Source organism: Chryseobacterium sp. NG-CE01 (genome assembly GCF_055695505.1).
In genome coordinates this window covers 1,100,003-1,126,846 of the sequence record NZ_CM146369.1, presented here as the reverse complement: position 1 = coordinate 1,126,846, position 26,844 = coordinate 1,100,003, and the positions used below count along the sequence as shown (strand labels likewise).

Sequence of the window (26,844 nt, the reverse complement as noted above, 5' to 3'; positions counted from 1 at the left end):
TCTCAAAGTTAAAACTTTATGGCAAGCGGTACATCTTTTTAATGGAAAGATTCATGGTTTTATAGATCTCGAGACTTTCACCGTTCAGAAGCTGCTCGTGCAACTCCAGCACCCTCTTATCATTTCTTACTGCAGGGCCGGTTTGTGCAGCTTTCGGATCTATTTCATAAATTTTCTGAACGGTTTCATCGATTAACGGTAAGAAATAATCAAAAGGAATTTCCTGTGAGTCTGAAATTTCCTTGGCTCTGGCAAAAAGATGGTTTACAAAATTGCAGGCAAAAACGGCCGTCAGATGAATATATTTTCTTTTTTCATACGTGCTTTCCATTACATTCTTCGAAATTTGGGAGGCGATGTTAAGAAGAATCTTGCGGTCTCCTTCATTTTCAGCTTCAATAAAAAAAGGAATTTTGGAATAATCCATCGCTTTTGATTTAGAAAAGGTCTGTAAAGGATAAAAGCTTGATTTTCTATAATTTCCCATTAAAATTTCTTTCGGAAGAGAGCCGGAAGTATGGGCAACGAGGCAGTCTTTTGCGGTAATGATCCCCGAAACATCTTCTACAGAATTATCACTTACACAAATAATGTAAAGATCTGCTCCGCTCAGATTTTCAGTAGAACAGGGAATATTTAATTCTCCGGAGATCTTGTTCAGTTCTTTCTCATTCCTGCCAAAAATCTGTGTCAGGGGAATTTTATTCAGAACAAAAGCTTTTGCCAGATGATAGGCAACATTTCCGGAACCGATAATTACTGTTTGCATACAACAAAGATAATATTTTATGCAGGAAGATAGGAGAGAAGGGATCAGTTTTAGGGCTGCCATTCCGGTGATGCAATTTTTTCTACTTATAAATTTACAGTTCTTTAAACGAATCGTAAGCGAAAAATTTAATACGATCACTGTACCAATCATTTTCAGGTAGGTGAAATATTATAAATAATTGTTATATTGGACTAAAAATTGAATACTTAATTTAACTTTCAGTTATTTTTGTAATCCAAAACAATGAAAGCATCTTATGAAGATTAAGGACGCGGAAATTATTTCGTTGATGCAACATCCACGAACTCAGGAAAAAGGAGTTCGCGCTTTGATGGATGCTTATCAAAGCAGATTGTATTGGCACATAAGAAGAATTATTGTGGACGGTGATCTTGCTCAGGACACTTTGCAGGAGACTTTTATTAAAGCTTATCAGAATTTTCATCAGTTTAAAAATGACAGCCAACTGTATACCTGGCTGTACAGAATTGCAACCAATGAAGCGTTGCAACAGGTAAATAAACTGAAAAGGATGCAAAAAACTGATGAAGATCCGGAGTACCACATGCAGAACCTCGTTGCCGATAATGCACAGGAAGATGCCGAGGAAATACAGATCCTGCTTCAGAACGCCATACAAAGCCTGCCGGAAAAGCAGAAACTGGTATTTATGATGCGGTATTATGATGATCTGCCTTACGAAGAGATATCTAAAATTGTAGATATGTCGGTAGGGACTTTAAAAACAAATTATCATTATGCCAAGCAAAAGATAGAAGAATATATAAAAGAAAATTACGAAAGATAATTTTTGAGAAAACTGAAATGAAAGAGTTCGACATAGAAAAATTAGAACGTAAAAATATTTACACAGTACCTGAAAACCTGTTTGAAAATATTCAGGGGAAAGTAATAAGCGGATTGAATGAATTTGACCTGGAAAAACTGGAACGTAAGAATATTTATACAGTTTCTGAAAGTATGTACGAGGATGTTCAGAATCACGTAATAAGCAAAGTGATCCTTCGTAAGCAGGCGCCGATTTTTAAACTTAATTGGGCGTACGCCGCTGCAGCATCTCTGGCTTTAATTTTTGGAGCGACTTTTGTTTACAATTCCGCGAATGAATCAACAAAAGAAAATGGAAGTTCCAAGGCTGCTTATGTTGCAAATACAACTGAGCCAAAAACAGAAAGCGAAATTGCTTACGAAACATTGCAATCTGATTTAACTTCTGTGGATGATAATGATCAAACGATTGTGAATCAGTCTGATAATAAAGTTTTTGCTCAGGAAAAACCAAGAACAGAAAGAAAAACTGCAGTACAGCCTGTAAAGTCTAGCAAAAAGCAGGAAACCCGGATGAACGAATATCTGGATTCATTTACAAGTTCTGAAATTTCAGAGCTGGCAAGTAATTCAACTCAGGACGTTTATTTGGATTTGTATAATTAAAAAGGAAAGATGAAAAAGATATTATTTACGCTTTTAATAATCTACGGTTTGGGTCTTAATGCCCAAAAAACGGATTATGACTGGAAGAAAATGGACCCCAAACAAAGAAAAGAGGTTATCAACAGTCTGTCTCCTGAAGAAAGAAAAGCGCTTCTGACGAAATTCAGAAATAATATGGTGATGGATAATCTGGACATAGATCCCGGAGATAAAGATGAATTTACGGATATTTATAATGAATATCTTGAAAGCCAGAAGCAGATTAAAAGCCAGTTTAATTCTAATTTTAACCCTGATAACTTATCCGACGACGAAGCGAAAGCCAAGTTGCAGCAGAGCTTTGAAGTAGGGCAGAAGCTGCTGGATAACAGGAAAAAATATGCTGATAAAATGCAGCAGGTAATTCCTTGCCAAAAGGTCTTGAAGCTATTTCAGACAGAGGGAATGATGAGGGAAAAGGTAAATGAAAGAAAGCCTCATGGAGATAACGCTCCAAGACAGAGATAAAACCATAATAGTTTATTTTTTTAATGTTGGACGACTCTTGCAATTTATTGTGAGAGTCGTTTAATTTTTAAGTTATTTTGTAGTTTTACGGGAAAAATTAATCTATGAAAAGACTCTTGCAAATGATGATGGTGCTTTTGATGCTGAATGCATTCGCTCAAAACAAGGAATTTATTAAATTAAAAGGTGATATTCCGAATAACGGAGAAGGAGATTACAATTCATTAATTGTTATCGATAAAAGAATAAATAAAAGCATTGGATTTCTGCCTTTTGGAGAAAACAGGGAAATGAAAGAAGTTTCATTTCCTAAAAGTGCTGAAGAAGATCTTGTTGGCTGGTACCAGAAAAGCAATCTAAAAGGAGGAAAACAAGATCTTGTTTTAGTATTACATAATTTAGACCTATCAGTAAAAGAAACAGAGGAGAGGAGGAATATCGGAAGGATAAATTTTTCTGTACAAAGTTTTGTAAAAGAAGGAGATAAATACAAATTTCTTTATAAAAAAGATACTGTTTTCATGTTCAGCCATAGGGATGTTTCTGATGTTATGGTAAAGAATATTCATCATTTGTTTTCATTATATTTTGATAGGACGTATAAGGCAAAACCAGTCAATTATATTCTTAGTATTGATGAAGTTTCTGATTATAAAACATATGTCCGCAATTTCCCCGTTTTTAAAAATGAAGTTTTTAAAGATGGGATCTATCTTGATTATAATTCTTTTTTCAGACAGACACCGGAAGAAGGAAATTATGTCATAGAAAGATTTGAAGAAGGGAAGCCCTACAGAGCCGTAAAAAATGAGAACGGGAAAAAAAAGAAGATTCCTTTACATAAAGCTTACGTATTTGTAGAAAACGGAAAAGCTTATAAAAATACATTTTCCGGATTTCAGGAAGTTTTTAAAAATGAAAAAGGAGTTTTTCTTTTAACAAAACCAGATTCACTTTTCCCTCCGCAGTATGACCTTAAATTAGGATTAATGTTCGGACTCGCAGGGGCAATTGCTGATGCAATAATGTACAGTCCAAAATCAGGAAGCAAAAAAACGGTTCAGGAAATCTACATTGATCCGATGACCGGACAATATGATTTCGTAGATATTTTAAATGCCGAAAAAGCGGAATAATTGAAATGTCAGAGAATTAATTCAATCTATTGTGAGTCGTTTAGTTTAAAGTTATTCGTAGTTTTGCAGGAAAATTAATCAATGAAAAAACTTATTCTGTTTTTCCTGTTTTCGGTTTCTCTTTCTGCACAGAAAATTGAAACGATTGAATTCAAAGAAAATATCAGGGATCGAAAAGCGCTTACAAAATCTCTTACGTTAATTGACGGAAGAAAAGATAAAGTGATCGGGAAAATATCTAATAAAAAAGGAGAAGCAGAGATAAGGCTTCCGGAGGAAGATCTGAAAAATTTAATCGAAAGCTGGTTTGCAGAAGATAATAAGACAACAGGAAACAAGGACATCGTTCTGTATCTTGAAGAACTGAAGGTGTATGACGAGCAGGCACAGAATGACAAAGAAAAATATTCAAAAGCGAAAATAAAGATTTCAAGCTTCCTTAAAAGAAATGATAATTATTATTTTATTAACCGGTTTGATAATGTTATCGTATGTGATCCGAAAAGAACATCTACTGCCTCAAAATACCTTTCTCTCACCATCGCAGAAATCATTGCGGAATTTATAAAAGGTTCTTATAACAATACTGTTTCAGGGCAGTATATTCCTGAGAATGATATCGCAAATTATGAGTCGTATATTGATAAAAACAACAAGTCTCTTAACGAAAAGCTGAAAGACGGTGTGTATCTTAATTTCAAAAGTTTTACAGAACAAAAGCCTGCGGAAGGATATTTCTTTGAAAAAAACAAAAAAGGAAATGTGGTAAGAATAAAAAATAAGGAAGACCTTGCAATTTCTATCAACGAGACCTTTTCTTATGTAGATGGAGGAGTAGCATATATTCCTACACCGGCAGGTTTTAAGGAAATGAAAAAAGATGGAAAAGGATATTACATCATCGCATCCAGAACTCAGCTTTTTACAGAGAAAGGTGGGAACGGAGTTCTTATTGGAGCTGTTGCAGGCGGTCTTGTAGGTGCGGCAATTGGTGCAGCCATCGATTCCGGATCACATAAGGCGGCAGTAAACGGAAAAGGTTTCAAATCTCCGGCTATGGGAAAAGTGTATATAGATTCTTTAACCGGTAATTTTAGTTTTCAATAATAACTTAATTATAAGTAGGCTTCTCAAAACAAATATTGTTTTAACCTGATTTAATAGTACAAGATTAATTTATGAGAAAAAGCGTTTTACTGGTATTGCTTATTATTTCGACATTGTTTGCGGCTCAGAAATCTGAACTGATTAAGCTGAATGAGAATATCAAAGACAAAAATTCCAGGACAAAATCAATTACTTTTATTGACAACAGAACGGATAAACGTATTGGAATAATTACCGATAAAGATGAAAAAGTAGAAATAAAATTCGAGCATGAAAATCTGAAGGAGTATATAGAAAACAAATTTATCCGGGATAATAAGAAAGTAGGAACAAATGATATCATAATCATGCTTGAAGATCTGAAATTTTATGATGAACAGGATGATAATAAAGATTTTCCTTATGGTAAAGCAAAGATCAGAATTTCTGCTTTCCTTAAAAGAAATGACAGGTATTATTTTATCAACCGTTATGATAATGTGATCGTCAGCAATCCTAAAACAGCAGCGCATCCGCAAAGATTTCTGGCTTCAGAAACTTCTGATGTAATTACAGAATTTATCAAAGCTGCATATTTTCTGAATATCACCGGATCTTACATTCCTGAAGGCGAAATAAACAATTACGATGAATATCTGAACAAAGATTATAAAGCATTCAATAACCCGGAACTTAAGGACGGAGTTTATCTTAATTTTAAGAGCTTCCGTGAGCAGAATCCCAACCCGGACTATTATACAAAGAAAAACGGGAGAGGCGAAGTGGTAAGATTGATGTATAAAGATATTCAGACTTCAATATCACAGATGTACTGTTATGTAGAAGGAGGCAAAGCCTATAAACTCACGCCTGTAGGTTTTGATGAAATGCGTAAAGACCAGAAAGGATTTTATATTCACACTTCAAGAGTCAATCTTTTTTTGCAGGCAAAAACCGGAGGTGTTTTTGTTGGCGCTATAGCGGGAGGCGTGGTAGGAGCACTTATCGGAGCAGCTATAGATTCAGCATCAAGCTCTAACGGCGGAGCCATGAACGGAATAGGATATCGGTCTACTTTGGAAACCGATGTCTATATAGATTCTTTAACGGGAGGTTATGTTTTTACCAAATAAATTAGTTCGTTTAAATATGAAAATAATATTTTTCTTTTTAGTCTTTTCTGCATTATTTCAGGCACAGAAAACCGAAACGATTGACCTTTCCAGATCAATCAGAGACAGAAGTAATTCTATCAAAACATTTACAGTAATTGACCAAAGGCCAAGTAAGGAAATTGGATCTGTAATGTACCACAAAGACCAGGTAAATGTTACCTTCGAAAACAATGCCGACAAAGACATTCAGGACTGGTTTTATAAGGAAAACAAAGAAAGGGGAAAAGACGATTTCGTCGTATTGCTGGAAAATATAGAAATAAGCGAAGACAAAAAGGAAAAATCTTCCATTGCTAAGCTTGAACTAAAGGCAAGTACCTTCATTAAAAAAGAAGACGGTTACCATTTCCTATACAGAAAAGATACCGCAGCAACCGTTTCATCTCGTGTTACACCTTATCTGGCTCAAAGCTTATCCAAAAAAGTCACACTTATTTTGGCTGATTTAATTAAAACTTCCTATCAGAAAAAACCTTGGGAGTACAGTCTTTCCGAAAGTGAGCTGAAAGATTATGCAGCTATATTGAAGGATAAGCTCGATATTTTAAAAACAGACAGTTTAAAAGATGGCATTTATAGAAGCTATTACAGCTTTTTCACTCATAATCCCGAACCTGGATTTGTGATACAAACAAATAAAAAAGGAGTTGTAACAACAGCTGTAAATGGAGAAAGTAAGATCTCTGTTATGAATTGTTATGCTTTTGTATATAACGGAATACCTTATAAAATAATTCCTGTGGGATATGTTGAAATTTTCAGGGATGAAATGGGGCTTTTCATTGAGGTTAAAAAAGAAGAACTTTTCCCTGAAAATTCCTCTGGTGTTTTGATAATGGGCGGAGGAGTAGCAGGATTAGTCGGAAGTATAGTAGGTACGATCGCAATGTCAGCCATTGATGCCAATGCGGCCAAAAAAAGAAGAGCAATAGCCGGATCTGAAGTTTCGCTGGACCCTCTTACGGGACATTATATTTTACCGGAAGGTTTTGAAAAAAAATAGCACAATAATGTCTGCTTTGAATCAGCTTTACAATACTCTTTAATACAAACCTGCTTTAGTTAAAGTAAATTTTTGCACGCTGAAAATTAGAGTAAGGAATTATCCTGCATTTTCTTATCTTTGCAAATTACAAGATTCTTAAATGAAAAACATACGAAATTTTTGCATAATCGCTCATATTGACCACGGTAAAAGTACTTTGGCAGACCGTCTTTTGGAATATACCAATACGGTGACTCAAAGAGAATTACAGTCTCAGACGCTGGATGATATGGATTTGGAGAAAGAACGCGGAATTACCATCAAGTCTCACGCGATCCAGATGGATTATGAATACAAAGGAGAAAAATATATCTTAAACCTTATTGATACACCGGGACACGTAGACTTTTCTTACGAGGTTTCCCGTTCCATAGCTGCCTGCGAAGGAGCGCTTCTTATTGTAGATGCTGCACAAAGTATCCAGGCACAAACAATCAGTAACTTATATCTGGCATTGGAAAATGATTTAACGATTATTCCGATTCTAAATAAAATCGACCTTCCTTCTGCAAATCCTGAAGAGGTAACCGATGAAATCATGAATCTTATCGGCTGCGAATATGAAGACGTATTAAGAGTTTCAGGAAAAACAGGAGAAGGCGTTCATCATTTGCTTGAGCAAATCGTTGAAAGAATTCCGGCTCCGGTAGGAAATCCCGACGGTCCGCTTCAGGCGCTGATTTTTGACTCGGTTTACAATCCTTTCAGAGGAATTGAGGCTTATTTTAAAGTGGTAAACGGAAGCATTTCCAAAAATGAAAAGGTTAAATTCTTTGCTACAGGAAAAGAATATGGAGCGGATGAAGTAGGTACTCTGAAATTGAAGCAGGTTCCGAAAAAAACCATCCAGTGCGGAGATGTAGGATATTTGATTTCGGGGATAAAAGATGCCCGTGAAGTAAAAGTGGGTGATACCATTACATCATTTGAAAATCCTGCAGATGGACCGATCGAAGGATTTGAAGAGGTAAAACCAATGGTTTTTGCCGGGATTTATCCTATTGATTCAGAAGATTTTGAAGAACTGAGATTCTCTCTTGAAAAATTGAGATTAAATGATGCCTCCCTTGTTTTTGAGCCGGAAAGTTCAGCAGCATTAGGTTTCGGCTTCCGATGCGGATTCTTAGGAATGCTTCACATGGAAATCGTTCAGGAAAGGCTTGACCGTGAGTTTAATATGAACGTTATCACAACGGTTCCCAACGTATCTTATTTCGGGTATTCCAAAAGAGAACCAGAAGTTCCGATTTTGATCAACAACCCATCAGAAATGATGGATCCTACGATTATGGACAGGGTAGAAGAGCCTTTCATTAAAGCTTCCATCATTACAAAATCAGATTTTGTAGGTGCGGTAATGACTTTGTGTATAGAAAAAAGAGGTGAAATCGTTAACCAGAGCTACCTGACGTCAGAAAGAGTAGAGTTGGTTTTCAATATGCCATTAGCGGAAGTGGTTTTCGACTTTTATGACCGCTTAAAATCAATTTCTAAAGGTTATGCTTCATTCGACTATCATCCTATCGGATTCAGGGCTTCTAAGCTTGTTAAGATGGATATCCTGATCAACGGAGATATGGTAGATGCGTTATCTTCCCTGATTCACGATTCTAATGCTTATCACATCGGGAAAAAAATGTGCGAAAAACTTCGTGAGCTGATCCCTAGACAGCAGTTTGATATCGCCGTTCAGGCCGCGCTGGGAACGAAAGTTATTGCCAGGGAAACCATCAAAGCATTAAGAAAAGACGTAACTGCAAAATGTTACGGAGGAGATATTTCCAGAAAGAGAAAACTTTTGGAGAAGCAGAAAGAAGGTAAAAAGAAAATGAAGCAGATTGGTAGGGTAGAAGTACCGCAGTCAGCGTTCATGGCTGTTTTGAAACTGAATGATTAGGAATGAATGAGCCAAATAAAAAGGCCAAAGATAAAAAGTAAATCCGCAGATTTTTCTGCGGATTTTTTTATTCAATAAATCCTTCATGAAGCATTTTGTTTATAATATTTCTGTCAACAGAAATTTGGAATTCTTTTGATTCGGCATTTCCAAATTTGATTTTTGCTTTTCTTTTTTCTCCTTTTTTAAAATAGGGACAAGAATAAACTAATATTTCATCCGGATTTAATTCAAAATATTGAATTGTTTGGGACTTGCGTGCCTGAAATCTATAATTACTATTTCGTATATATCGAAATTTAGTATTGTTTGAAATCCAAAGATCAACATTTTTAGCATCGGTAGGAATTTTCAAAATCTTAGTGGAAATATTTTTTATAATTACAGGAAAAGCCTTGTATTTCTTTATTTCGTTGGTTTTGTAAGATTGTTTATAAAGAGGAATTGTATCATTTTCTCTGACAAGAACTGATAAATTCTTACTGTTTAACAGGTCTGCAAAAACTTCGTTAGTTTCAAGAATTTTAATCTTCTCTGGTCTGAAGAAGGATTGTTGTGCCAATTCAGTAGAATCTTCAAATTTTTTTCCTGTTTTTAAATTTTGAATATCATTTTCATAAATTTTTGCTGGCGGGGTGATATATTTGTAATATTTTATGTTAATATGAGGACGGATTTCGCCAATATAGATCAGTGATGTGCCTCGATGAGTCAAATCATCGTTAAACTCCTGAAAAATCAGCTTCTCATCTTTCGGGAAATTCAAATTAATATTATCTGCAAAAATTTTTTCCCCTTTGCACCCCGTTAACAATACCATTAACAACAAAAAATATCTCTTCATTTAAATCTTTAATGAATTTTAAATGTATAAAAAACCACTTCAAACTAAAGCAATTTTATTTATTTTTTACGGGTATACTTTATTTCCATGGTTTTAAATTCTTTTCCCGTTTTGGAATCAGGACCGTACATTTCCATTTTTTGGGTGTTATCATCCACAAAAGTATGAATTTCCCGTACATTGCAATCTTTACCGGGTCTTGAAGGATCTGTCATTTTTCCTTTAAATTCAATAGATTTTGTTGAGGCGTTCCAGGTTCCTTCTAAGTTCATGATTCCTGTTCCCATATTATCGATCCATGTGCTTACAAATTTCTTTTTTGAATTGTCGTATCCTGTAATGCTCATTCCTTCGAAAGGCATTCCCATAAAATCTCCTTTGTGCTCGCTTACCTGATAACGCCCGTCAAAAACCATTTTATTATTGGCCTCCGATGTACTTTTCATTGGTTTTCCTCCTTCTTCCATCCACATCGTATTTTCACCATTCCAGGATCCGTCGGATTTTGCCAGCATGGCATGCATTGCTCCGGGAGTTGCATAGTCCATCCAGGCCTTGGTAGCTGTTGCAGAATCTACGGGTTTCCACGTTTCGTTTGTGGTAGAATCGGCTTTGTCGGAAGACGTTTTTACATCCATTTTCACTTTGTCACAGGATGCAAATAAAGAAACTGCAAAAGCAGCGAATAGTAATTTTTTCATAATTAGTTCGTTTTAAGTTGTTTATAAATGTAATAAAAAATAATATGCAAAGAATTTTTATTTTCATGCACGAAAAATCCTTCTAAATTGTAATTTTGTGTATTCACAACGCAAATCAGCATTATGAACACTCCAAAAAAGTTACAGGATATAAAAGTAGCGGTAGACGCTGTTGTTTTCGGATATTTTGATAAAAAGGATCTTCAGATTCTTCTCATTAAAAGGAATATTGAGCCGTTTAAAGGAGGTTGGGCACTTCCGGGCGGACTGGTTCTTGATGATGAAAACCTTGATGATGCCGTACGAAGAGAACTGTGTGAAGAAGCCGGCATTAAACCCGATTTTCTGGAACAGCTTTATACTTTTGGAAATGTAGGAAGGGATCCACGGAACAGGGTGGTTTCCGTTACCTATCTCGGGCTGGTAAACCCTTCATATCATCAGCTTGCAGCCGATTCTGATGCAGATGACGCCCAATGGTTCAGTGTAAATGAGCTTCCTGAGCTTGCTTTTGATCACCAGATTATTATTGATACGGCCTTAAAAAGACTTCGTACCAAAATTCAGTATCAGCCGATAGGTTTTAATTTACTTAATGAAGAATTTCCTTTTTCAGACCTTGAAAATTTGTATAAAACTATTGTAGGCAAGGAAATCGACCGCAGGAATTTCAGAAAAAAAATAATGAGTTATGGTCTTTTAAATGAAACTGAAAATGTTAAAAAAGAAGGCAGCGGCAGACCGGGTAAGCTATTTACCTTTAATCAGGAGAAATATCAGGAATTGGAAGAACAGGGTTTTTATTTTGAAATTAAATAAGTTAATCATTTAAGTGATTATTGATCTTAAATTAAAATCCATTTTAATACCTGAAGAGACTGATAGTTTTTATATATTGAACAAAACTAAAGAATTGCTTAAATTTGTACCTGAATTAAAAATAAACATATGTATCCAACAGATTTAGTAATGCCAATGAAGGCTGAACTTACAGATAAAGGTTTTGAAGACCTGACAACTCCTGCGCAGGTAGAAGAAGCATTAAAACAAACAGGAACAACTCTTTTGGTAATCAATTCCGTTTGCGGATGTGCAGCAGGAGCAGCAAGACCGGGAGTAGTATATTCCTTAACAGGTGATAAAAAGCCGGATCATCTTACTACTGTTTTTGCAGGTTTCGATACTGAAGCCGTGGTAGAAGCAAGAAAGCATCTGGCTCCGTTCCCTCCAAGCTCACCTTGTGTAGCTCTTTTCAAGGATGGAGAACTGGTGCACATGCTGGAAAGACATCATATTGAAGGAAATCCTGCAGGAGCCATTGCTGCAAATCTTCAGGCAGCTTATGACGAATACTGCTAACAGGAAAAAGCATATTAATAGAAAACCGTTACAAAATAAGTAGCGGTTTTTTTATTTTAACATAATAAAGTATTCTCTGAACATGCAAATATTATTATATTTGTTGGAATGGCAACGAAAGCACTTTTCAATACTGTGGTCAACTGGTTTATCCGTCAGAGAATAGACCAGATTCAGAATTTTATAGATCATCCTATTGAAACACAAAAAGGAGTTTTATTTTCCCAGCTGTTTCATGCAGAGGATACGGAGTATGGCAAAAAATATGGCTTCAATTCTGTTTCCAGCTACCAGGATTTTAAAAATAAGGTTCCGATTGTAACTTATGAAGAAATTGAACCCTATATTGAAAAAGCAAGACAGGGTCAAAAGGACGTTACCTGGCCCGGATATATTAAGCATTTTGCTAAATCTTCGGGTACCACCAATGCCAAAAGCAAGTTCATCCCCATTTCTGCAGAAAGCCTGGAATATTGCCACATGAAAGCAGGAAAAGATATGGTATCCATCTACGCCAATAATCATCCCGAAAACCAGCTTTTTAATTACAAAAACCTTAGACTTGGCGGAAGCTCAGAGCTGTATGCGGATTTTAACACCAAATTTGGGGATCTTTCGGCCATCCTGATTGATAATCTGCCTTTCTGGGTAGAAGTAACCACAACACCCAGCAAAAAAGTTTCCCTGATGGGAGAGTGGGAGAGCAAACTGAAAGCCATCACTTCGGAAGTTAAAAATGAAGATGTAGGAAGTATTCTGGGAGTTCCGAGCTGGATGATGGTGCTGCTTCAGCGTGTCATAAAAGAAACCGACATAAATAATATTTCGGAACTATGGCCGAATCTGGAAGTTTTCTTTCATGGAGGCATCAGTTTTAAACCATATAGGGAACAATACAGGCAGATTATAGGGAAAAATATCAACTATTACGAAATTTATAATGCCTCCGAAGGGTTTTTCGGAATCCAGGACAGATCAGACAGTGATGAAATGCTGCTGATGCTGGATTACGGGATTTTCTACGAATTTATTCCGATGGATCAGTTCCATCTTTCCAATCCGAAGGTGGTAAGCCTGGAAGATGTAGAAATCGGTAGAAATTACGCTATGGTCATTACGACAAACGGAGGTTTATGGAGATATCTTATCGGAGATACCGTGGTGTTCACTTCCATCAGTCCGTTCAGGATAAAAATTACAGGAAGGACGAAGCATTATATCAATGCTTTCGGAGAAGAACTGATGATCACCAATGTAGAATCTGCGCTTACCAAAGCGTGTGAAGAAACGAATGCTTCGGTTTCTGACTTTACGGGGGCTCCTGTTTTTATGAAAGAAAACGAAGGCGGTGCTCACGAATGGATTTTTGAATTCTGCAAAATGCCTGACAATCTGGAGCGTTTTATTGATGTTTTTGATAATCATTTGAAAGCCATTAATTCGGACTATGAGGCGAAGCGCTACAATAACATGACCCTTAAAAGACCGATTGTACATATTGCAAAACCCAATCTTTTCTATTGCTGGCTGGAATCCAAAGGGAAACTGGGTGGGCAGAATAAAGTGCCCAGACTGAGCAACGACAGAGAATATATTGATCCTTTACTGGAGCTCAATAAATAACTTTAAACATAAAAACCGCAGCGTCCGCTGCGGTTGTTTTTATCTATGATGATATTATTTGCTTAAATCATCCTTGAGCTTTTTTGCGCCTTCTTCTACTTTTCCGGCTCCTTTTGCGGCAGCATCTTTTACATCCTTGCCTACCTTATTTGCCCCGGTTTTAATGTCCTGTCCTGCTTTCTGAAGATTTTCCTTGGTTTTATCTGCTGTGGCATCAATCTTATTTTTGGCATCTTCTGCAGCATTGTCTATTTTCTCTCCGGCAGCATCAATTCTGGATTGCGTTTTTTCTTTTACTTCATTAATCTTTGCCGTATCAACACCCACTTCGCTTTCAGAAACAGTGGTCGTGGAGGTAACGGTTCCGTCAGGATTTTCTACCGTTTCGGTTTTTGATGTTGATTTGGTGCATGAGATCACAAGAGCGGCGATCATTAATCCTGATAAAATGTTTTTTTTCATATGTATTGAATTTACTGTTATTCCTGTTTTATGTCGGTGGAAGGAGTCGGTTCGGAGGCTTTCTGTTTTTTCTCCTCTTCCGCTTTCTTCTTGTTTTCTTTTTCCAGCTCTTCTTTCATCTTTTTCTCCTGTTCCTGAAGTTTTAAGGCTTCTTTGAGAGAGTCCTGATACTTTTGTGAAGACATTCTGATTTGCCGTACTACATCCACAGATGTAGCGCCTGCTGAAAAAGAATCTACTGCTACCGTATCGTAGCTTGCTTTAGGACTGTCTGCAGGATACAGATCCTGCGGTTCTTTTTTGGAGCATGAAACCACTGAGATTAATGAAACGAAAAGTATACAAAACAAATTTTTCATGAGAACTAATTTAGCGGAAATTCTGCAATTACAGGAATAAGCTGCGTGATAATTTATAAGAATTAGAAATAATGAGGAAGGGCTTATTCACGCTTGTTTTCGGTCTTAAAAGTTGCAATGACGGGAAAGTGGTCGGAAAGTTTCACGGAACGATCAACTTTATAACTTATAGGTTTTACGGTTTTTGAAGAAAAAACATAATCAATTCTTATCGGGAATTTATAATCGTGGAAACTTGTACCGCTTCCGCTTCCCGCTTCCACAAAAGCATCCTGCAGGCCTTCTGCCAAGTGGTAATACTCATAAGAATTTGGAACCGAATTGAAATCTCCTGCCAGAATTACCGGGTAAGGAGATTCATCAATGCTTTTTCTTATCGCACCGATCTGTTCCTGATGCATTTTAAATGTAGGAATAAGTCTTTTGACCACATCTTTTACTTTTTGTTCATCTTCTTCACTGTCGCCATTAAGCTTTACCATACTTTTTTGAAACTTAAACGGCTGCAGGTATACATTGATAAGCCTGTACATTTTTCCCCTGATTTCAAGGTCGGTTTGAGATACATAGGCATTGTTATAGTTGTAGTCACTCTCAATAAGCTGCTTATGTTCTACAATTTTATGTTTTGTAAAAATTGTAATCACGTAACTCTCCGGACCTTCTTGCAGGTTTTTAAAATGATATTTTTTGTGTGTGCCGTATTCCTGTAACATAACAATATCTGCCTGCTGGCTGTCTATGTAAGATTCTATATTTTCTTTTCCATAAACGCCGCTTCTGGCATTGAATGAAACCACTTTCAGATCAGGAACTTCATTTTTGTGAGGCGTATAATTGATCCACCGTATGACCGGTTTGAAGAACAGCAACCCGAAAAGTAAGAAAACAAATGCTCTTTTTTTCCAGCTGATCATCCAGAACAGAGTGAGCAGAATATACGCAATCATCAGTACGGGAAATCCTAAAGAAAGCAGATTAAACCACGGAAATGTTTTCGGCGGCACGTAAGCATTAAGAAGAGTTCCGGCCAACAGGAAAGCTATTCCTACATGTACGATGAAAAATATAAGACGAACGACTTTCACGGAATCTTAATTGAATCTATATAAATGTTTTTTCCAGATTTTTGCCAGAAGCCAGCCTACTAATGCGCCTCCAACGTGAGCCAAATGGGCTATTCCTCCGCCATTTCCCGAAACCCCAAGCCATACTGAGCCAATGATGATAATTGGTAATAAATATTTTACCTTCATAGGAATCGGAATAAACATGATTCCGATTCTTGCATCAGGATAAAGTGTCGCAAAGGCGGCTACAACCCCAAAAATAGCGCCGGATGCACCAACCATAGGTGATGTTAATGCCAGATAGAGATTGTAAGCATCTTCATTATTTGTATAAGGAACCGGATTAAAAGTAAACTTGCTGAGGTCCGCTTTCATAAAAATATCCGAAACATTAATATTGGCATCAGTAAGCTTAACGGAAAGTTCCTGCACCTCATAAAAATTCCACAAATTAAACAGGAAAAAAGCACCCAATCCGCTTAAAAAATATAAAATCAAATATTTTTTTTCTCCCAAAGCCTGTTCCAGGACGGGTCCGAAACTCCAAAGCGTAAGCATATTAAAAATAATATGAGCATATCCTCCATGCATAAACATATGGGTAATCACCTGCCACGATCTGAAGTTGGGTGAAAAAGGATAAAATGCTGACAGGGAAGCATAAAATTGAGGAAATATAAAACCAACTGCAATAAATACAATGATATTGATAATGATAATATTTCTTGTAATCGGGGGGATACTGTTAAACATACTTTAAAATTTATTTTTAAAATCATTAAACGGAACTTCAAAAAAGCACCTTTTTCCGTTGGGTAAAAATTCCGGGAAACCAAGTGCCGTAAAATCTCTGATGAGCTGTTCCGCGTCTTTTTTATAGATAAAATCAAATCTTGACTTCGATTGCATTTTGTTCCATTGGTTCTGATAAAAATGCATGAACTCTTCTTCCGTTTTATACTCAAGAATTTCAAAAAGATTTTCTAAGAATTTCATGACCTGCGTTTCCTTCAGTCCTTCCGGAACAGCATCAATTCTCAGGACGCTTTCGTGGGCAATGCTCATTTCAAATCCTAATTCGGGAAGAAATTTCTTGATAGATTTATATTTGTTTTTTTCAATCTCGTTCATGTGGTATTCCAGGGAGAAAAGCAATGAATGGCTGTTTGTAGTTCCTTTCCGTAACGGTTTTGTATTTTCCGAAACTACCAGTCTGTGCATTCTTCCAAGATCCAGCATTAAGGTTTTATCTCCTTTATTGAACAGCCAGTAGCCGTTCGGGAGTCTCATCAGATCTTCATCAAAATCTTCATCTTCAAAAAGATTGATTTTTGAAGGCTCGGCTGAAATATTCTGATGGTACATCTCAGCAAGATTCTGAATCTCTGTCTGCTTTACGCCTCTTTCTTCCAAAAACGGATTGTAGTCTTTGTCTACAATAATTTCCGGCATCTTAATGAATCCGCTTCCGGCTCCGTTGCTTTTGCTGGGGAACGTTTTCTGCATGATTTCATCTAACTGAGGGTCTCTTTCAAAATCAAGGCTTGGTGCCACATTATAAATTCCCAGTGATCTTTTGATCGTGGAACGAAGCAGTGCGAAAATAAGATGTTCATCTTCAAATTTCACTTCCGTTTTCTGAGGATGAATATTTACATCAATCTTTTCGGGATCTAACTCTAAGAAAAGAAAAAATGTAGGAATATATCCCGGCAGGAGCAATCCTTCAAATGCCTCCTGTACCGCTTTATTGAAATAAGGGCTTTTAAAATATCTTCCGTTCACGAAGAGAAACTGCTCACCTCTCGTTTTTTTGGCTCCTTCCGGTTTGGCTACAAATCCGTGAAGTTTGCACCAGATAATATCTTCTTTAATGGGAATCAGCTGTGGCTGCAGTTTTCTTCCGAAAATATCTACAATACGCTGCATCTGGCTTCCTTTTCTTAATCTGAAAACGGCTTCGTCATCATGAAAAAGAGAAAACTCAAGGTTTTCGTGCGCCAGAGCAACCCGCTGAAATTCATCAATAACATGCCTGAATTCAATATTGTTGTTTTTAAGGAACTTTCTTCTCGCAGGAACATTATAGAAAAGATTTTTTACCAGAAAATTGGAGCCGTCTGCGGTCTGAACAGGGTCCTGGAACTGAAATACCCCGCCTTCGATATAAATATTGGTTCCTATTGTTGCATCTTTCTGCTTGGTTCTTAATTCTACCTGAGAAACTGCGGCAATAGAAGCAAGCGCTTCTCCACGGAAGCCTTTTGTGGCAATTTTAAAAATATCTTCCGTTCCCTTTATTTTAGAGGTAGCATGTCGCTCAAATGCCATTCTTGCATCGGTCTCAGACATTCCTTTTCCGTCATCTACTACCTGGATCAGGTTTTTTCCGGCATCTCTTACAATCAGTTCAATTTTTGTAGCTTCGGCATCAATCGCATTTTCCAAAAGTTCCTTTACAATGGATGCAGGCCGCTGCACCACCTCTCCTGCCGCAATTTGATTGGCTACATGATCCGGTAAAAGCTGAATAATATCTGACATAAAAAAAGTAAATCAACTTACAAAAATAGGCATTCAGAATAAGAATTAAAACAATAAACCCCCTGAATTAAAATTTAATTATCAACATATCAACACTCCTGCCATGCTTTTATTCCGGATAAATATACTGCGGCAAAGGATTTTCTTAAAACACAATCCCCCAATTGTATTACGCAATTAGAGGATTGATGCACAGCTAGTTTACACAAAATTAATACTGATATGTATTGTCTTTAAATAGGAAGTATTTTATAAGAGCATTTATTCTTCGAAAATAAGTTTCCTCTTTTTCTCTCCTTTTTGTTTGATTCCGGAACTTCCATGGATCTTATCATACAGAAAAGCTAAAAAGTTTGGCTTTCTATATATTTTGCTGTATCTGTATTGCGTGTTGTAATGTCTTAGATGAATTTTATAAGCATCATATCCGATTACCACTAGCAAACAAAGGCTGATCACATAAAAAACCCTGAACTCAAGATAATAATAGGTAAGCCCGGAAAACACCGCTCCCAGAACGTAAGCCAGCATAATGCTCATGAGCAGTTTCGCCCTTGCTACCAACTCACCGTTCTTCCTGAATTTTTTCTGGGTAAACATAGAAAACAAAATTCCGAGGTCGGTGGTGGTACCGGTAAGGTGGGTGGTTTTCACGGAAAAATTGGATATACTTGCCGTTAAACCATTCTGCAGCCCTGTTGCAAAAAGCATTAATGCCACCAGGTATTCTGTTTCTTCAAGCGTTTTACGGTAGTAAAACTGTCCGTAAATACCTACAAAAAGAAGACAGGCAATTTCCAGCACCAAAGGCATGGCATGAGCAAAGTATTTGCTTTTCTTATTAAAGTTGATCACCATAAAATTGGATACAAATCCTCCAAAGAAGAAAAGAAAGATCCAGCATCCCACAACGGCAACCTGCGACCAGTTGGCTTTACTGATTTCTGCCGCCAGAATGGCATAATGTCCTGTTACGTTGGACGTAAACGAGAGAAAGATCAGCAGAGAAGCAATATTTATAGTACCTGCCGTGAAGGCAGTCAGCGTTCCCAGTCTTATGTTGTCTCCCAACGTCCTGCTGTTACTATAATTCCTTAACATTTTAAAATTTTTATTACCTGATTAAGCTTCCGCAAAGATTTCTGCCAGTCTTCCTTTCTCCGGAAGATGTTCCTGAGACGCTACGGAAATTTCATGCGAATCAAGCTCTTTACATTTTTTGATATATGGGATAAGGTCAAACTTTCCGTTCCCTTTACTTTTAATTGACGCTGAATAATAAGCTTCCTCAATATTTTCAGCTTTTACGTAGTTGTTAAAAGTTCTCTGGAAACTTCCCGTGAAAACATCGCACACAATTTTATTGATGAGATGAGGATATTTATTCTTAATAATAGCGTATGCCTCACAAAACTCCTGTGGTCTCAGCTTATTGAAAATCGTACTTTTTGTATTGAATAGAAGATCTCTGATAGAATCTCCCATATCATATCCTGAAACCAAAAGAATATTGTATTGATTGGGATCTTCCGCAGCATCTTTCTCCCTCATTACCTTCTTAAGGATGTTCAGAGATTCAAGGGAATAATCGGTAGCTATTAAAATCGTCCTGGTCATATTGTTGAGATTTAGGTTCATATTATCTTTTCGATGGTACAAAACTAAAATGACCGGATTAGAAGCTGTTTGGAATAGAATTAAAATGTGATTAAAGAGATTAAAATAAGATTAGAATAGTAAAAATACCATATTTTGAAAATCGTACTTTAAAAGTATTTCGTAAAAAATGTAACAAAAATACAATATGAGCAACTAATACCATATAAACATCAGAAACAATGAAAAAGCTATTTTCAATATTTTTTATCGGTCTTTTTGCTTTTGTAAGCGCTCAGGACAAAGACTCTAAAGAAACTGCCAACCGTTTCTTTTATGAGCTTACCTTTAAACCAAAGAAAGATTCTGCAAAACTGGATAAAGTGATGACTGTTTTAGATATCGTGAAAGACAGATCTATTTACAGAGATTATACAATGCTTGCTCAAGACTCGATCATGAAGGTTCAAATTGAGGCGGCGCAGAAATCAGGAGTATTCAAAGATATGTCCAAGTCTATCAAGATGCCTAAGTTTTCTGAAAAGATTGTAAAGCATTATCCTGATATGAATATCCAATATATCGAAAGAGTATTAAATGGAAATACACCAATTAATATTGCTTACAACGAAAATGTAAAGTTCGATTGGAAAATCACCAATGAAAAACAAAAATTTGGAGAATATAATACCCAAAAAGCGACTACTGAATTTGGAGGAAGAAAATGGACGGCTTGGTTTAGTACTGATCTTCCCTTCCAAGACGGGCCATACAAGTTTTCAGGACTTCCCGGACTAATTGTGAAAATAGAAGATGAAGATAAAAATTATTCTTGGTATTTACAGGGAAATAAAAAAATACCAAATTGGGAGGAATTATCTTATGCTGAAAAAATATATGGACTTAATTTAAAAGTTTCTGAGTTTTCAAAAGAAAAATTTGAAAAAATGTTTAGTGACTTTAAAAAAGATCCCTTTGCTTCAATTAGACCAAACCTTTCGCAAGAAATAATGTCTAAAACAGTTCCAGGAATGGATGGTACAGTAGGTGATATGATTAAAAAGCAGGAAAAAATCTATAAAGAGTTCTTTAACGCCAACGATAATCCAATTGAAAAAGCTGAAGTCATAGAAAAGAGAAAAAAATAACATTCATATTATCAAATTATATCTAAAATCGGGTCAAATATTTATATTTGGGCTGATTTTTTTTAATTGGATTAAGATATTAGATTTATAATTTTCCTTAACGAATGTTAAATTTTGGCTAAAGAAAGTTATTTAGGATGTAATTATGTCACTTAGGTTTGATTTCTATAAAAGAATATATATTTTAGTATTTCAAATAAAAATAAATTCTATGAAAAAAACTCTCATTGCATCAGTTTTGATGTTGTCAACAATTGTATTTGCAAGAACAGAAAAACCAAAAAACAAAATTGATTCACCTGAAAAAGATGAAAAAGTTTTAGTTGCAAAAAAAAGTATTAAAGAAGAAAAAACAGAGAAGAAGATTATTATTAAAAAAAGTAATACTTCAGGCATCTCTCCTTCAACAATGTGTTTTATTTATGAAAGTGTATTATCTCAGATATTAATACCTTATATTCCTGACTATGGAAAGTGTATAGCGTTGGAGGAGGCTGGATTTTAGATTTTCTAATTTAACTTGATGAATCAACCCAAATGTATTTTTGCATTTGGGTTGATTTCTTTCATACTAATATGTTATTTAGATTAAATTTAAATAGCGTATATTTGCATACAAAATTTTGGCTTTGAAAGAGATGGGTTTACATAAGTTAAGTGGATTTCCCAAAAACAGGATGGGAAAGATTTTAGGGTATGATAACGACAGCCTTAAAATGCCTAACAAAATTATTGAAATGGGGCTTCTTCCGGAAACTTCATTCAGGATTCTGTATCAGGCTCCCTTCAAAGGGCCGATGTATGTAGAATTCGGGGAAGAGAAAAGCCGTATTGCACTCCGAGAAGAAGAGGGCAGATATATCATTGTTGAAGAATTGAATTGATGCAGGGAAATCATAAAAAACAAATCCTGTTAGTAGGAAATCCGAATGTAGGAAAATCTACGGTTTTTAACGCGCTTTGCAACAAAAAGCAGAAGACCGGAAACTATGCCGGCGTTACCGTAGCCAGCCATTCCGGATTTTATACCTATAAAGATGAAGCGGTAGAAGTTGTGGATCTGCCGGGGTCGTACAGTATTTATCCAAGTTCCGAAGATGAAGCTATTTTTTCGAAATTTGTGATGGACAATCAGAAAGATTACGCCGGAGTAATCTACATCCTTGAAGCATTAAGCTTAAAAAGAGGGCTGCTGCTGTTTCAGCAGATTCAGGATCTCGGAATTCCAATGATTCTCGTAGTCAATCAGATTGATCAGGCCGAAAGAAGAGGAATTTCTATTGATATTGATAAATTTTCCGAATCTTTAGACATAAAAATCATCCGCACCAATGCAAAAGAGCAGATTGGTATAGAAGAGCTGAAGGAGGCTGTTTTCCAAAATAATTTTCTGAAAACCTCTGCTCAGTCTTTTGAAATTCCTGCCGAACATAAAGATTTTATTCATAAAGTAGCGGTACATAAAGGTGTTGACAACGAATATAAAACGTGGCTTACGCTGTCTCTTGGTACAGATTTAGGAAAAATAAATTCCGTTATTGAGCAGATTAATGAGCCTGACTCAAAAAGTCTCGTTCCGAAAAGACTGCAGGTACAGGAAACCGTAAGAAGGTATCAGAATATTGATGGTATTTTATCAAATGTTATTTCGAAAAAACCTCAGTTCAAAGAGTTATTAACCGAAAAATTAGATAAAATACTGGTTCACAAATTCTGGGGATATGTCGTTTTCATGATGATTCTTTTAATCATCTTTCAAAGCGTTTTCTTCCTGGCAGAATATCCGATGAACTGGATCGATGATTTTTTTGCCTGGCTTTCTGCTTTTACAGGAGAGCATTTGCCGGAAGGACCGCTGAATTCGTTGATCTCCAACGGAATCGTTCCGGGAATCGGAGGTATTGTCATTTTCGCGCCGCAGATCGGAATTCTATTGTATTTTCTTTATCTGCTGGAAGATTCGGGATATATGGCAAGAGTGGTCTTTCTGATGGACAGGCTTCTTCGGCCCTTCGGACTGAACGGGAAAAGTATTGTTCCTTTGGTTTCCGGGACTGCATGTGCAATTCCGGCTGTTATTTCCACAAGAAATATAGAAAACCTCAAGGAAAGATTACTGACGATTCTGGTGACCCCTTTCATGACGTGTTCTGCAAGGCTTCCTGTTTACAGTATTATTATCGGGTTGATTATCTCAGACGGAACATTTTTAGGGATAAAATATAAAGCGCTGGTATTGATGGGAATGTATCTGTTGGGTTTTGTAGTCGCTTTATTTTCAGCCGCTGTTCTTAACAGGTTTATTAAAAATAAAGGAAAAACTTATCTCGTAATGGATTTGCCAACCTATAAAAAGCCTCTTTTTGGATATGATCTTAAAATGGTGTTGGGTAAAGTCTGGGACTTCATTACAGGAGCCGGGAAAATTATTTTCATCGTAAGCATCATTATTTGGTTTTTAAGCTATTTCGGACCTAAGCAAAAGCCGGATCAGTTTGTTGCAACTAATGTTGAACTGGATCACTCTTATCTTGCCAAAATGGGTAAAGGGATCGAGCCGGTAATCGCACCTCTGGGCTATGACTGGAAAATGGGGGTGGGGATTCTCACAAGCTTTGTCGCAAGAGAAGTTTTTGTAGGAACAATGTCCACACTGTACAGCCTTGAAGATGATGCGCCTGAGGTGAAAGTCATTGATAAAATGAGAAGAGATGTAAAACCGGATGGTGAAAAAGTTTTCAGTTTTGCAACAGGAGTTTCAGTCCTTCTCTTCTACGCATTTGCAATGCAGTGTGTTTCTACACTCGCAGTAGTCTACAGAGAAACCAAAAGCTGGAAATGGACAGCTTTACAGGTGGTAATGATGACAGGTTTGGCATATTTTGTGTCCATGTTTGCATATCAAATCTTAAAATAATGGATTCTTCACTTATTTTACAATATATTGTTGTTCTGCTTATTGTAGCATTTGCCTGCTATTCGCTGTTCAGAATACTTAGAAAGAATTTTGCACCGAAAAAGTTCAGCTCTAGGCGAACAAACTGTGATAAGGATTGCGGTTGTTCATAACTTTCTGATGTGGTGTGACAAATAATATTTAATTTTGCTTATAATTAAATTATTCAAAAATTAAACTATAAAACACCCATAATGTCACTAATAAAAAGTATTTCAGGAATCCGGGGAACTATCGGAGGTAAAGTAAACGATAACCTTACGCCGCTTGATGTGGTAAAATTTGCTTCCGCATTTGGAACCTGGCTCCAGAATAACAGCAATAAAAAAGACCTTACCCTCGTTATTGGTAGAGATGCAAGGATTTCCGGGCAGATGGTTTCTTCTCTCGTTACCGCTACATTACAAGGGTTGGGAATCAACGTAATCGATCTGGGACTCTCCACTACGCCAACCGTGGAAATAATGGTTCCGGAACTGAAAGCTGACGGAGGAATTATTCTAACGGCTTCTCACAACCCAAAACAGTGGAATGCTCTGAAATTACTCAATAATAAAGGTGAATTCATCAGCGGAGAAAACGGAGCTGAAGTTTTAGCCCTTGCAGAAAGTGAAGATTTCAACTATGCGGAAGTAGATAATTTAGGAAAGTATGAAACAAGAGATGATGCTTTTGATATTCATATTCAGCAGATTCTGGATTTGCCGATGGTAGATGCAGAAGCTATTAAAGCTAAAAAGTTCAAGGTAGTATTGGATGCTGTAAATTCAACTGGAGGAATTGCTATTCCGATGCTTTTAGATAAACTGGGATGCGAAACGGTAAAATTATACTGTGAGCCAACCGGTCATTTTCCGCATAATCCTGAACCGTTGAAAGAGCATTTAGGAGATATTTGCGAGCTGGTAAAAAAAGAAGGCGCAGATTTCGGGGTTGTTGTAGATCCGGATGTAGACAGATTAGCCTTAATCGACGAGAAAGGTGAAATGTTCGGAGAAGAATATACGCTGGTTGCCGTTGCAGATTATTTGTTGAAAAATAAAAATGGCGTTGCAATTTCAAACCTATCATCAAGCCGCGCATTAAGAGATGTAGCCCGAAATCACAACTCGGAATATTTTGCAAGTGCAGTTGGAGAAGTGAATGTAGTTACATTAATGAAGGAGAAAAATGCGGTTATCGGTGGCGAAGGAAACGGAGGAATTATCTATCCTGATCTTCATTACGGAAGAGATTCGTTAGTGGGAGTTGCTTTGTTTTTAACGCATCTTGCCAAAGAAAACAAAACAGTTTCTGAACTAAGAGCAGGTTATCCTAGCTATTTCATGGGTAAAAAGAAAATCGAGCTTACCCCGGAAATAAATGTAGATGATATTTTAACCAAAATGGAAAAAGAATATCAAAATGAAGAGGTCTCCACAGTAGACGGAGTAAAAATAGATTTTGAAAACAACTGGGTTCATTTAAGAAAATCAAATACAGAACCTATTATCAGAATCTACACCGAGGCTAAATCGCAGGAAGAAGCCGACCGGTTAGGTGATGAAATGATAGCTAAAATCAATAGCTTGATTTAATAAAAGTTAACAACCTTTTCATCATTTTAATCGTATTTATTATTAAATTTAAAACTAAGATTTTCAGAAGCGAGTATTAGTATATCTCATATCTCTGGTCTTAAATCTTAAAACTGTTTTATATTGGAAGAATATTTTGGAAATGAACTTGTAAAAAAGTTCGAGGAAATGATGGAAAATAATGATGAATTCTACTTCGATACAGAAGAGCTTGAAGACATTATTGTTTATTATCTGGAGCTTGGAGACTTTAATTATGCAGATACTGCAGTCAATTATGGCCTTAAGCTGCATCCCAATTCCTTAGACATCAAGATCAAAAAACTTGAAATTCTTTTGGAATGGGAAGAGTATAATACAGCGAAGGAGCTGATCGATGAGCTGAAAGGTTCTTCTATGGAAAACACAGACTTTCTGGTCTGCTACGCGAAGTATTATTCGAATTTAGGAAACCCAAGAAAATCCATTGATATCTGTAAAAAAGCATTGGAACTGAAAGAAGAAGAAAACTTCCTTCACAACTTTATTGCAGATGAATATGTGAATCTCGGAGATCCTTTTAACGCCCTTAAACATTACAGGAAGGCTCTTAAAGAAGATCCTACTGATGATTATGCGTTGGAAAACTGTATGGTCTGCTTTTCCGACCTGAATAAGAGCGATGAGGCGATTGCCTTTTTGAATGAATATTTAGATGAATACGCCTATTCGGAAATTGCCTGGTTTGAATACGGACAGTTCTACTTCAACAGGAAAAATTATGAAGAAGCAATAAAAGGCTACGATTATTTACTGGCCATCAACTCAAGCTCCGTAGGAGTGTATGCCAATAAGGCAGCATGTTATGAGGCTTTAGGAGATTATAAAAAAGCGATTGCCGTTTACGAAGAGATGCTTGAGCTGGAATACACAAAGGCATTTACTTTTTATAAAATAGGACTTTGCTATAAAGCCTTAAAACAACCGATTGTTGCTTTAAACGCTTTTCAGAAGTCATTACGGGAAGATCCACAGTTTTACCTGGCGATGATGGAGCAATCCTACATTTATGAAGAAATGGGCGGCATGACCGAAGCATTGCATTTTGCCAGAGAAGCTACTCATCTGAATGAAAATAATCTTGATTATCAGAAAAGGCTGGCATTTTTATTTATTGATGCCGGAAAATTTGAAGAAAGCCTTACCTGTCTCAAAAAGCTGGTGGATGCAGAACCGTCAAGATTTTATAATTGGTATGCTTATTCTGAAGTATTGATGCTGCTAGGTGAATATGAAGAAGCGATTATTGTTTTAAATAAAGCCGTAAAAGCGCATCACAGAGCAGAATTGTATTATCAGCTCAGCAATTGTTATTTCAACCTGAAAGACCAGGAAAAGGGCAAAGAAGTACTGCTTCAGGCTTTGGATCTTGATCCATCTCTGGTTTCGGATATGCAGAAAAAATATCCTTTCATTAAAGATGAGGTGAAAAAAGCAAAAGCCAGGGTAAAAAAGAAAAATTCCGAAGGTTAATTTAAATTAATTTATCTATA

The 26,844-nt window shown here is 36.5% G+C and carries 27 protein-coding genes; 17 read left to right on the top strand and 10 right to left on the bottom strand.

The annotated features are described in order from the left end of the window. Window positions 1-16: 16 nt before the first annotated feature. On the bottom strand, window positions 17-769 hold the full coding sequence (locus ACYT6F_RS05495) for a Rossmann-like and DUF2520 domain-containing protein (protein ID WP_472600240.1): 753 nt from the start codon (window positions 767-769) through the stop codon (window positions 17-19). A gap of 259 nt (window positions 770-1,028) precedes the next feature. Here ACYT6F_RS05495 and ACYT6F_RS05490 point away from each other — a divergent pair, with 259 nt between their 5' ends. The 8 genes from ACYT6F_RS05490 (at window position 1,029) to lepA (ending at window position 9,073) form a co-directional block, all read left to right on the top strand. Further along, window positions 1,029-1,580 carry an RNA polymerase sigma factor gene (locus tag ACYT6F_RS05490; RefSeq protein ID WP_472600239.1) on the top strand — a complete coding sequence of 184 codons (552 nt, stop codon included), beginning with the start codon at window positions 1,029-1,031 and terminating at the stop codon, window positions 1,578-1,580. A 17-nt stretch (window positions 1,581-1,597) separates the two neighbouring features. Next, window positions 1,598-2,227: a hypothetical protein gene (locus ACYT6F_RS05485; protein WP_472600238.1), complete on the top strand. Its 630-nt coding sequence runs from the start codon at window positions 1,598-1,600 to the stop codon at window positions 2,225-2,227. 9 nt (window positions 2,228-2,236) lie between these two features. Beyond that, on the top strand, window positions 2,237-2,734 hold the full coding sequence (locus ACYT6F_RS05480) for a hypothetical protein (RefSeq protein WP_472600237.1): 498 nt from the start codon (window positions 2,237-2,239) through the stop codon (window positions 2,732-2,734). A gap of 104 nt (window positions 2,735-2,838) precedes the next feature. Then, window positions 2,839-3,870, top strand: a complete 1,032-nt coding sequence (locus tag ACYT6F_RS05475) for a hypothetical protein (RefSeq protein ID WP_472600236.1) — start codon at window positions 2,839-2,841, stop codon at window positions 3,868-3,870. An 81-nt stretch (window positions 3,871-3,951) separates the two neighbouring features. Further along, window positions 3,952-4,977: a hypothetical protein gene (locus tag ACYT6F_RS05470; RefSeq protein WP_472600235.1), complete on the top strand. Its 1,026-nt coding sequence runs from the start codon at window positions 3,952-3,954 to the stop codon at window positions 4,975-4,977. Window positions 4,978-5,048: 71 nt separating this feature from the next. Further along, window positions 5,049-6,089, top strand: a complete 1,041-nt coding sequence (locus tag ACYT6F_RS05465) for a hypothetical protein (RefSeq protein ID WP_472600234.1) — start codon at window positions 5,049-5,051, stop codon at window positions 6,087-6,089. A gap of 16 nt (window positions 6,090-6,105) precedes the next feature. After that, window positions 6,106-7,134, top strand: coding sequence for a hypothetical protein (locus ACYT6F_RS05460; protein ID WP_472600233.1), 1,029 nt, complete (start codon window positions 6,106-6,108; stop codon window positions 7,132-7,134). Window positions 7,135-7,276: 142 nt separating this feature from the next. Beyond that, window positions 7,277-9,073 (top strand): translation elongation factor 4, encoded by a 1,797-nt coding sequence (gene lepA, locus ACYT6F_RS05455; RefSeq protein ID WP_169231635.1) that lies wholly within the window; start codon window positions 7,277-7,279, stop codon window positions 9,071-9,073. Window positions 9,074-9,140: 67 nt separating this feature from the next. On the opposite strand, the gene ACYT6F_RS05450 is transcribed toward lepA, so the two are convergent. Continuing rightward, window positions 9,141-9,917 carry a hypothetical protein gene (locus ACYT6F_RS05450; RefSeq protein ID WP_472600232.1) on the bottom strand — a complete coding sequence of 259 codons (777 nt, stop codon included), beginning with the start codon at window positions 9,915-9,917 and terminating at the stop codon, window positions 9,141-9,143. 59 nt (window positions 9,918-9,976) lie between these two features. After that, the gene (locus ACYT6F_RS05445; protein ID WP_472600231.1) at window positions 9,977-10,618 is read right to left on the bottom strand and encodes a DUF1579 domain-containing protein; all 642 of its coding nucleotides are present in this window, start codon (window positions 10,616-10,618) and stop codon (window positions 9,977-9,979) included. A 123-nt stretch (window positions 10,619-10,741) separates the two neighbouring features. Between ACYT6F_RS05445 and ACYT6F_RS05440 the strand changes: the two genes are divergently transcribed. From ACYT6F_RS05440 to ACYT6F_RS05430, 3 genes are all read left to right on the top strand, one after another. After that, window positions 10,742-11,437 (top strand): NUDIX hydrolase, encoded by a 696-nt coding sequence (locus tag ACYT6F_RS05440; RefSeq protein WP_472600230.1) that lies wholly within the window; start codon window positions 10,742-10,744, stop codon window positions 11,435-11,437. A gap of 129 nt (window positions 11,438-11,566) precedes the next feature. Next, window positions 11,567-11,977, top strand: coding sequence for a BrxA/BrxB family bacilliredoxin (locus ACYT6F_RS05435; protein ID WP_309429114.1), 411 nt, complete (start codon window positions 11,567-11,569; stop codon window positions 11,975-11,977). A gap of 108 nt (window positions 11,978-12,085) precedes the next feature. Beyond that, entirely contained in the window at window positions 12,086-13,600 is a 1,515-nt protein-coding gene (locus ACYT6F_RS05430) for a GH3 auxin-responsive promoter family protein (RefSeq protein WP_472600229.1), read from the top strand. 54 nt (window positions 13,601-13,654) lie between these two features. Here ACYT6F_RS05430 and ACYT6F_RS05425 read toward each other — a convergent pair whose 3' ends face one another. The 7 genes from ACYT6F_RS05425 to ACYT6F_RS05395 form a co-directional block, all read right to left on the bottom strand. Beyond that, the gene (locus ACYT6F_RS05425) at window positions 13,655-14,062 is read right to left on the bottom strand and encodes a hypothetical protein (RefSeq protein ID WP_472600228.1); all 408 of its coding nucleotides are present in this window, start codon (window positions 14,060-14,062) and stop codon (window positions 13,655-13,657) included. Between the two features lie 17 nt (window positions 14,063-14,079). Further along, the gene (locus ACYT6F_RS05420; RefSeq protein WP_472600227.1) at window positions 14,080-14,421 is read right to left on the bottom strand and encodes a hypothetical protein; all 342 of its coding nucleotides are present in this window, start codon (window positions 14,419-14,421) and stop codon (window positions 14,080-14,082) included. Window positions 14,422-14,504: 83 nt separating this feature from the next. Next, window positions 14,505-15,509 (bottom strand): endonuclease/exonuclease/phosphatase family protein, encoded by a 1,005-nt coding sequence (locus ACYT6F_RS05415; RefSeq protein WP_472600226.1) that lies wholly within the window; start codon window positions 15,507-15,509, stop codon window positions 14,505-14,507. Between the two features lie 6 nt (window positions 15,510-15,515). Beyond that, on the bottom strand, window positions 15,516-16,244 hold the full coding sequence (locus ACYT6F_RS05410; RefSeq protein ID WP_472600225.1) for a rhomboid family intramembrane serine protease: 729 nt from the start codon (window positions 16,242-16,244) through the stop codon (window positions 15,516-15,518). A 3-nt stretch (window positions 16,245-16,247) separates the two neighbouring features. Beyond that, on the bottom strand, window positions 16,248-18,035 hold the full coding sequence (gene mutL, locus ACYT6F_RS05405) for a DNA mismatch repair endonuclease MutL (RefSeq protein WP_472600224.1): 1,788 nt from the start codon (window positions 18,033-18,035) through the stop codon (window positions 16,248-16,250). 261 nt (window positions 18,036-18,296) lie between these two features. Beyond that, window positions 18,297-19,136, bottom strand: a complete 840-nt coding sequence (locus ACYT6F_RS05400; RefSeq protein ID WP_472600223.1) for a YoaK family protein — start codon at window positions 19,134-19,136, stop codon at window positions 18,297-18,299. A 21-nt stretch (window positions 19,137-19,157) separates the two neighbouring features. Further along, entirely contained in the window at window positions 19,158-19,673 is a 516-nt protein-coding gene (locus tag ACYT6F_RS05395; RefSeq protein ID WP_472600222.1) for a hypothetical protein, read from the bottom strand. A 200-nt stretch (window positions 19,674-19,873) separates the two neighbouring features. Between ACYT6F_RS05395 and ACYT6F_RS05390 the strand changes: the two genes are divergently transcribed. The 6 genes from ACYT6F_RS05390 (at window position 19,874) to ACYT6F_RS05365 (ending at window position 26,824) form a co-directional block, all read left to right on the top strand. Then, window positions 19,874-20,779: a GLPGLI family protein gene (locus ACYT6F_RS05390; RefSeq protein ID WP_472600221.1), complete on the top strand. Its 906-nt coding sequence runs from the start codon at window positions 19,874-19,876 to the stop codon at window positions 20,777-20,779. A 211-nt stretch (window positions 20,780-20,990) separates the two neighbouring features. Continuing rightward, a complete protein-coding gene (locus ACYT6F_RS05385) occupies window positions 20,991-21,284 on the top strand; it encodes a hypothetical protein (protein WP_472600220.1) in 294 nt (97 codons plus the stop codon). Window positions 21,285-21,456: 172 nt separating this feature from the next. Further along, entirely contained in the window at window positions 21,457-21,663 is a 207-nt protein-coding gene (locus ACYT6F_RS05380) for a FeoA family protein (protein ID WP_248389313.1), read from the top strand. Beyond that, window positions 21,663-23,696 carry a ferrous iron transport protein B gene (gene feoB, locus ACYT6F_RS05375; protein ID WP_472600219.1) on the top strand — a complete coding sequence of 678 codons (2,034 nt, stop codon included), beginning with the start codon at window positions 21,663-21,665 and terminating at the stop codon, window positions 23,694-23,696. Before ACYT6F_RS05380 ends, feoB begins: the two co-directional genes overlap by 1 nt. A gap of 233 nt (window positions 23,697-23,929) precedes the next feature. Next, complete coding sequence (glmM, locus tag ACYT6F_RS05370; protein ID WP_472600218.1) at window positions 23,930-25,312, top strand: phosphoglucosamine mutase; 1,383 nt, start codon at window positions 23,930-23,932, stop codon at window positions 25,310-25,312. 123 nt (window positions 25,313-25,435) lie between these two features. Further along, entirely contained in the window at window positions 25,436-26,824 is a 1,389-nt protein-coding gene (locus ACYT6F_RS05365) for a tetratricopeptide repeat protein (protein ID WP_472600217.1), read from the top strand. The last annotated feature ends 20 nt before the right edge of the window (window positions 26,825-26,844 follow it).

Coding starts and splice junctions, on each gene's coding strand:
- ACYT6F_RS05495 (WP_472600240.1), bottom strand. CDS start 769: ATGCAAACAGTAATTATCGGTTCCGGAAATGTTGCCTATCATCTGGCA.
- ACYT6F_RS05490 (WP_472600239.1), top strand. CDS start 1,029: ATGAAGATTAAGGACGCGGAAATTATTTCGTTGATGCAACATCCACGA.
- ACYT6F_RS05485 (WP_472600238.1), top strand. CDS start 1,598: ATGAAAGAGTTCGACATAGAAAAATTAGAACGTAAAAATATTTACACA.
- ACYT6F_RS05480 (WP_472600237.1), top strand. CDS start 2,237: ATGAAAAAGATATTATTTACGCTTTTAATAATCTACGGTTTGGGTCTT.
- ACYT6F_RS05475 (WP_472600236.1), top strand. CDS start 2,839: ATGAAAAGACTCTTGCAAATGATGATGGTGCTTTTGATGCTGAATGCA.
- ACYT6F_RS05470 (WP_472600235.1), top strand. CDS start 3,952: ATGAAAAAACTTATTCTGTTTTTCCTGTTTTCGGTTTCTCTTTCTGCA.
- ACYT6F_RS05465 (WP_472600234.1), top strand. CDS start 5,049: ATGAGAAAAAGCGTTTTACTGGTATTGCTTATTATTTCGACATTGTTT.
- ACYT6F_RS05460 (WP_472600233.1), top strand. CDS start 6,106: ATGAAAATAATATTTTTCTTTTTAGTCTTTTCTGCATTATTTCAGGCA.
- lepA (WP_169231635.1), top strand. CDS start 7,277: ATGAAAAACATACGAAATTTTTGCATAATCGCTCATATTGACCACGGT.
- ACYT6F_RS05450 (WP_472600232.1), bottom strand. CDS start 9,917: ATGAAGAGATATTTTTTGTTGTTAATGGTATTGTTAACGGGGTGCAAA.
- ACYT6F_RS05445 (WP_472600231.1), bottom strand. CDS start 10,618: ATGAAAAAATTACTATTCGCTGCTTTTGCAGTTTCTTTATTTGCATCC.
- ACYT6F_RS05440 (WP_472600230.1), top strand. CDS start 10,742: ATGAACACTCCAAAAAAGTTACAGGATATAAAAGTAGCGGTAGACGCT.
- ACYT6F_RS05435 (WP_309429114.1), top strand. CDS start 11,567: ATGTATCCAACAGATTTAGTAATGCCAATGAAGGCTGAACTTACAGAT.
- ACYT6F_RS05430 (WP_472600229.1), top strand. CDS start 12,086: ATGGCAACGAAAGCACTTTTCAATACTGTGGTCAACTGGTTTATCCGT.
- ACYT6F_RS05425 (WP_472600228.1), bottom strand. CDS start 14,062: ATGAAAAAAAACATTTTATCAGGATTAATGATCGCCGCTCTTGTGATC.
- ACYT6F_RS05420 (WP_472600227.1), bottom strand. CDS start 14,421: ATGAAAAATTTGTTTTGTATACTTTTCGTTTCATTAATCTCAGTGGTT.
- ACYT6F_RS05410 (WP_472600225.1), bottom strand. CDS start 16,244: ATGTTTAACAGTATCCCCCCGATTACAAGAAATATTATCATTATCAAT.
- mutL (WP_472600224.1), bottom strand. CDS start 18,035: ATGTCAGATATTATTCAGCTTTTACCGGATCATGTAGCCAATCAAATT.
- ACYT6F_RS05400 (WP_472600223.1), bottom strand. CDS start 19,136: ATGTTAAGGAATTATAGTAACAGCAGGACGTTGGGAGACAACATAAGA.
- ACYT6F_RS05395 (WP_472600222.1), bottom strand. CDS start 19,673: ATGAACCTAAATCTCAACAATATGACCAGGACGATTTTAATAGCTACC.
- ACYT6F_RS05390 (WP_472600221.1), top strand. CDS start 19,874: ATGAAAAAGCTATTTTCAATATTTTTTATCGGTCTTTTTGCTTTTGTA.
- ACYT6F_RS05385 (WP_472600220.1), top strand. CDS start 20,991: ATGAAAAAAACTCTCATTGCATCAGTTTTGATGTTGTCAACAATTGTA.
- ACYT6F_RS05380 (WP_248389313.1), top strand. CDS start 21,457: ATGGGAAAGATTTTAGGGTATGATAACGACAGCCTTAAAATGCCTAAC.
- feoB (WP_472600219.1), top strand. CDS start 21,663: ATGCAGGGAAATCATAAAAAACAAATCCTGTTAGTAGGAAATCCGAAT.
- glmM (WP_472600218.1), top strand. CDS start 23,930: ATGTCACTAATAAAAAGTATTTCAGGAATCCGGGGAACTATCGGAGGT.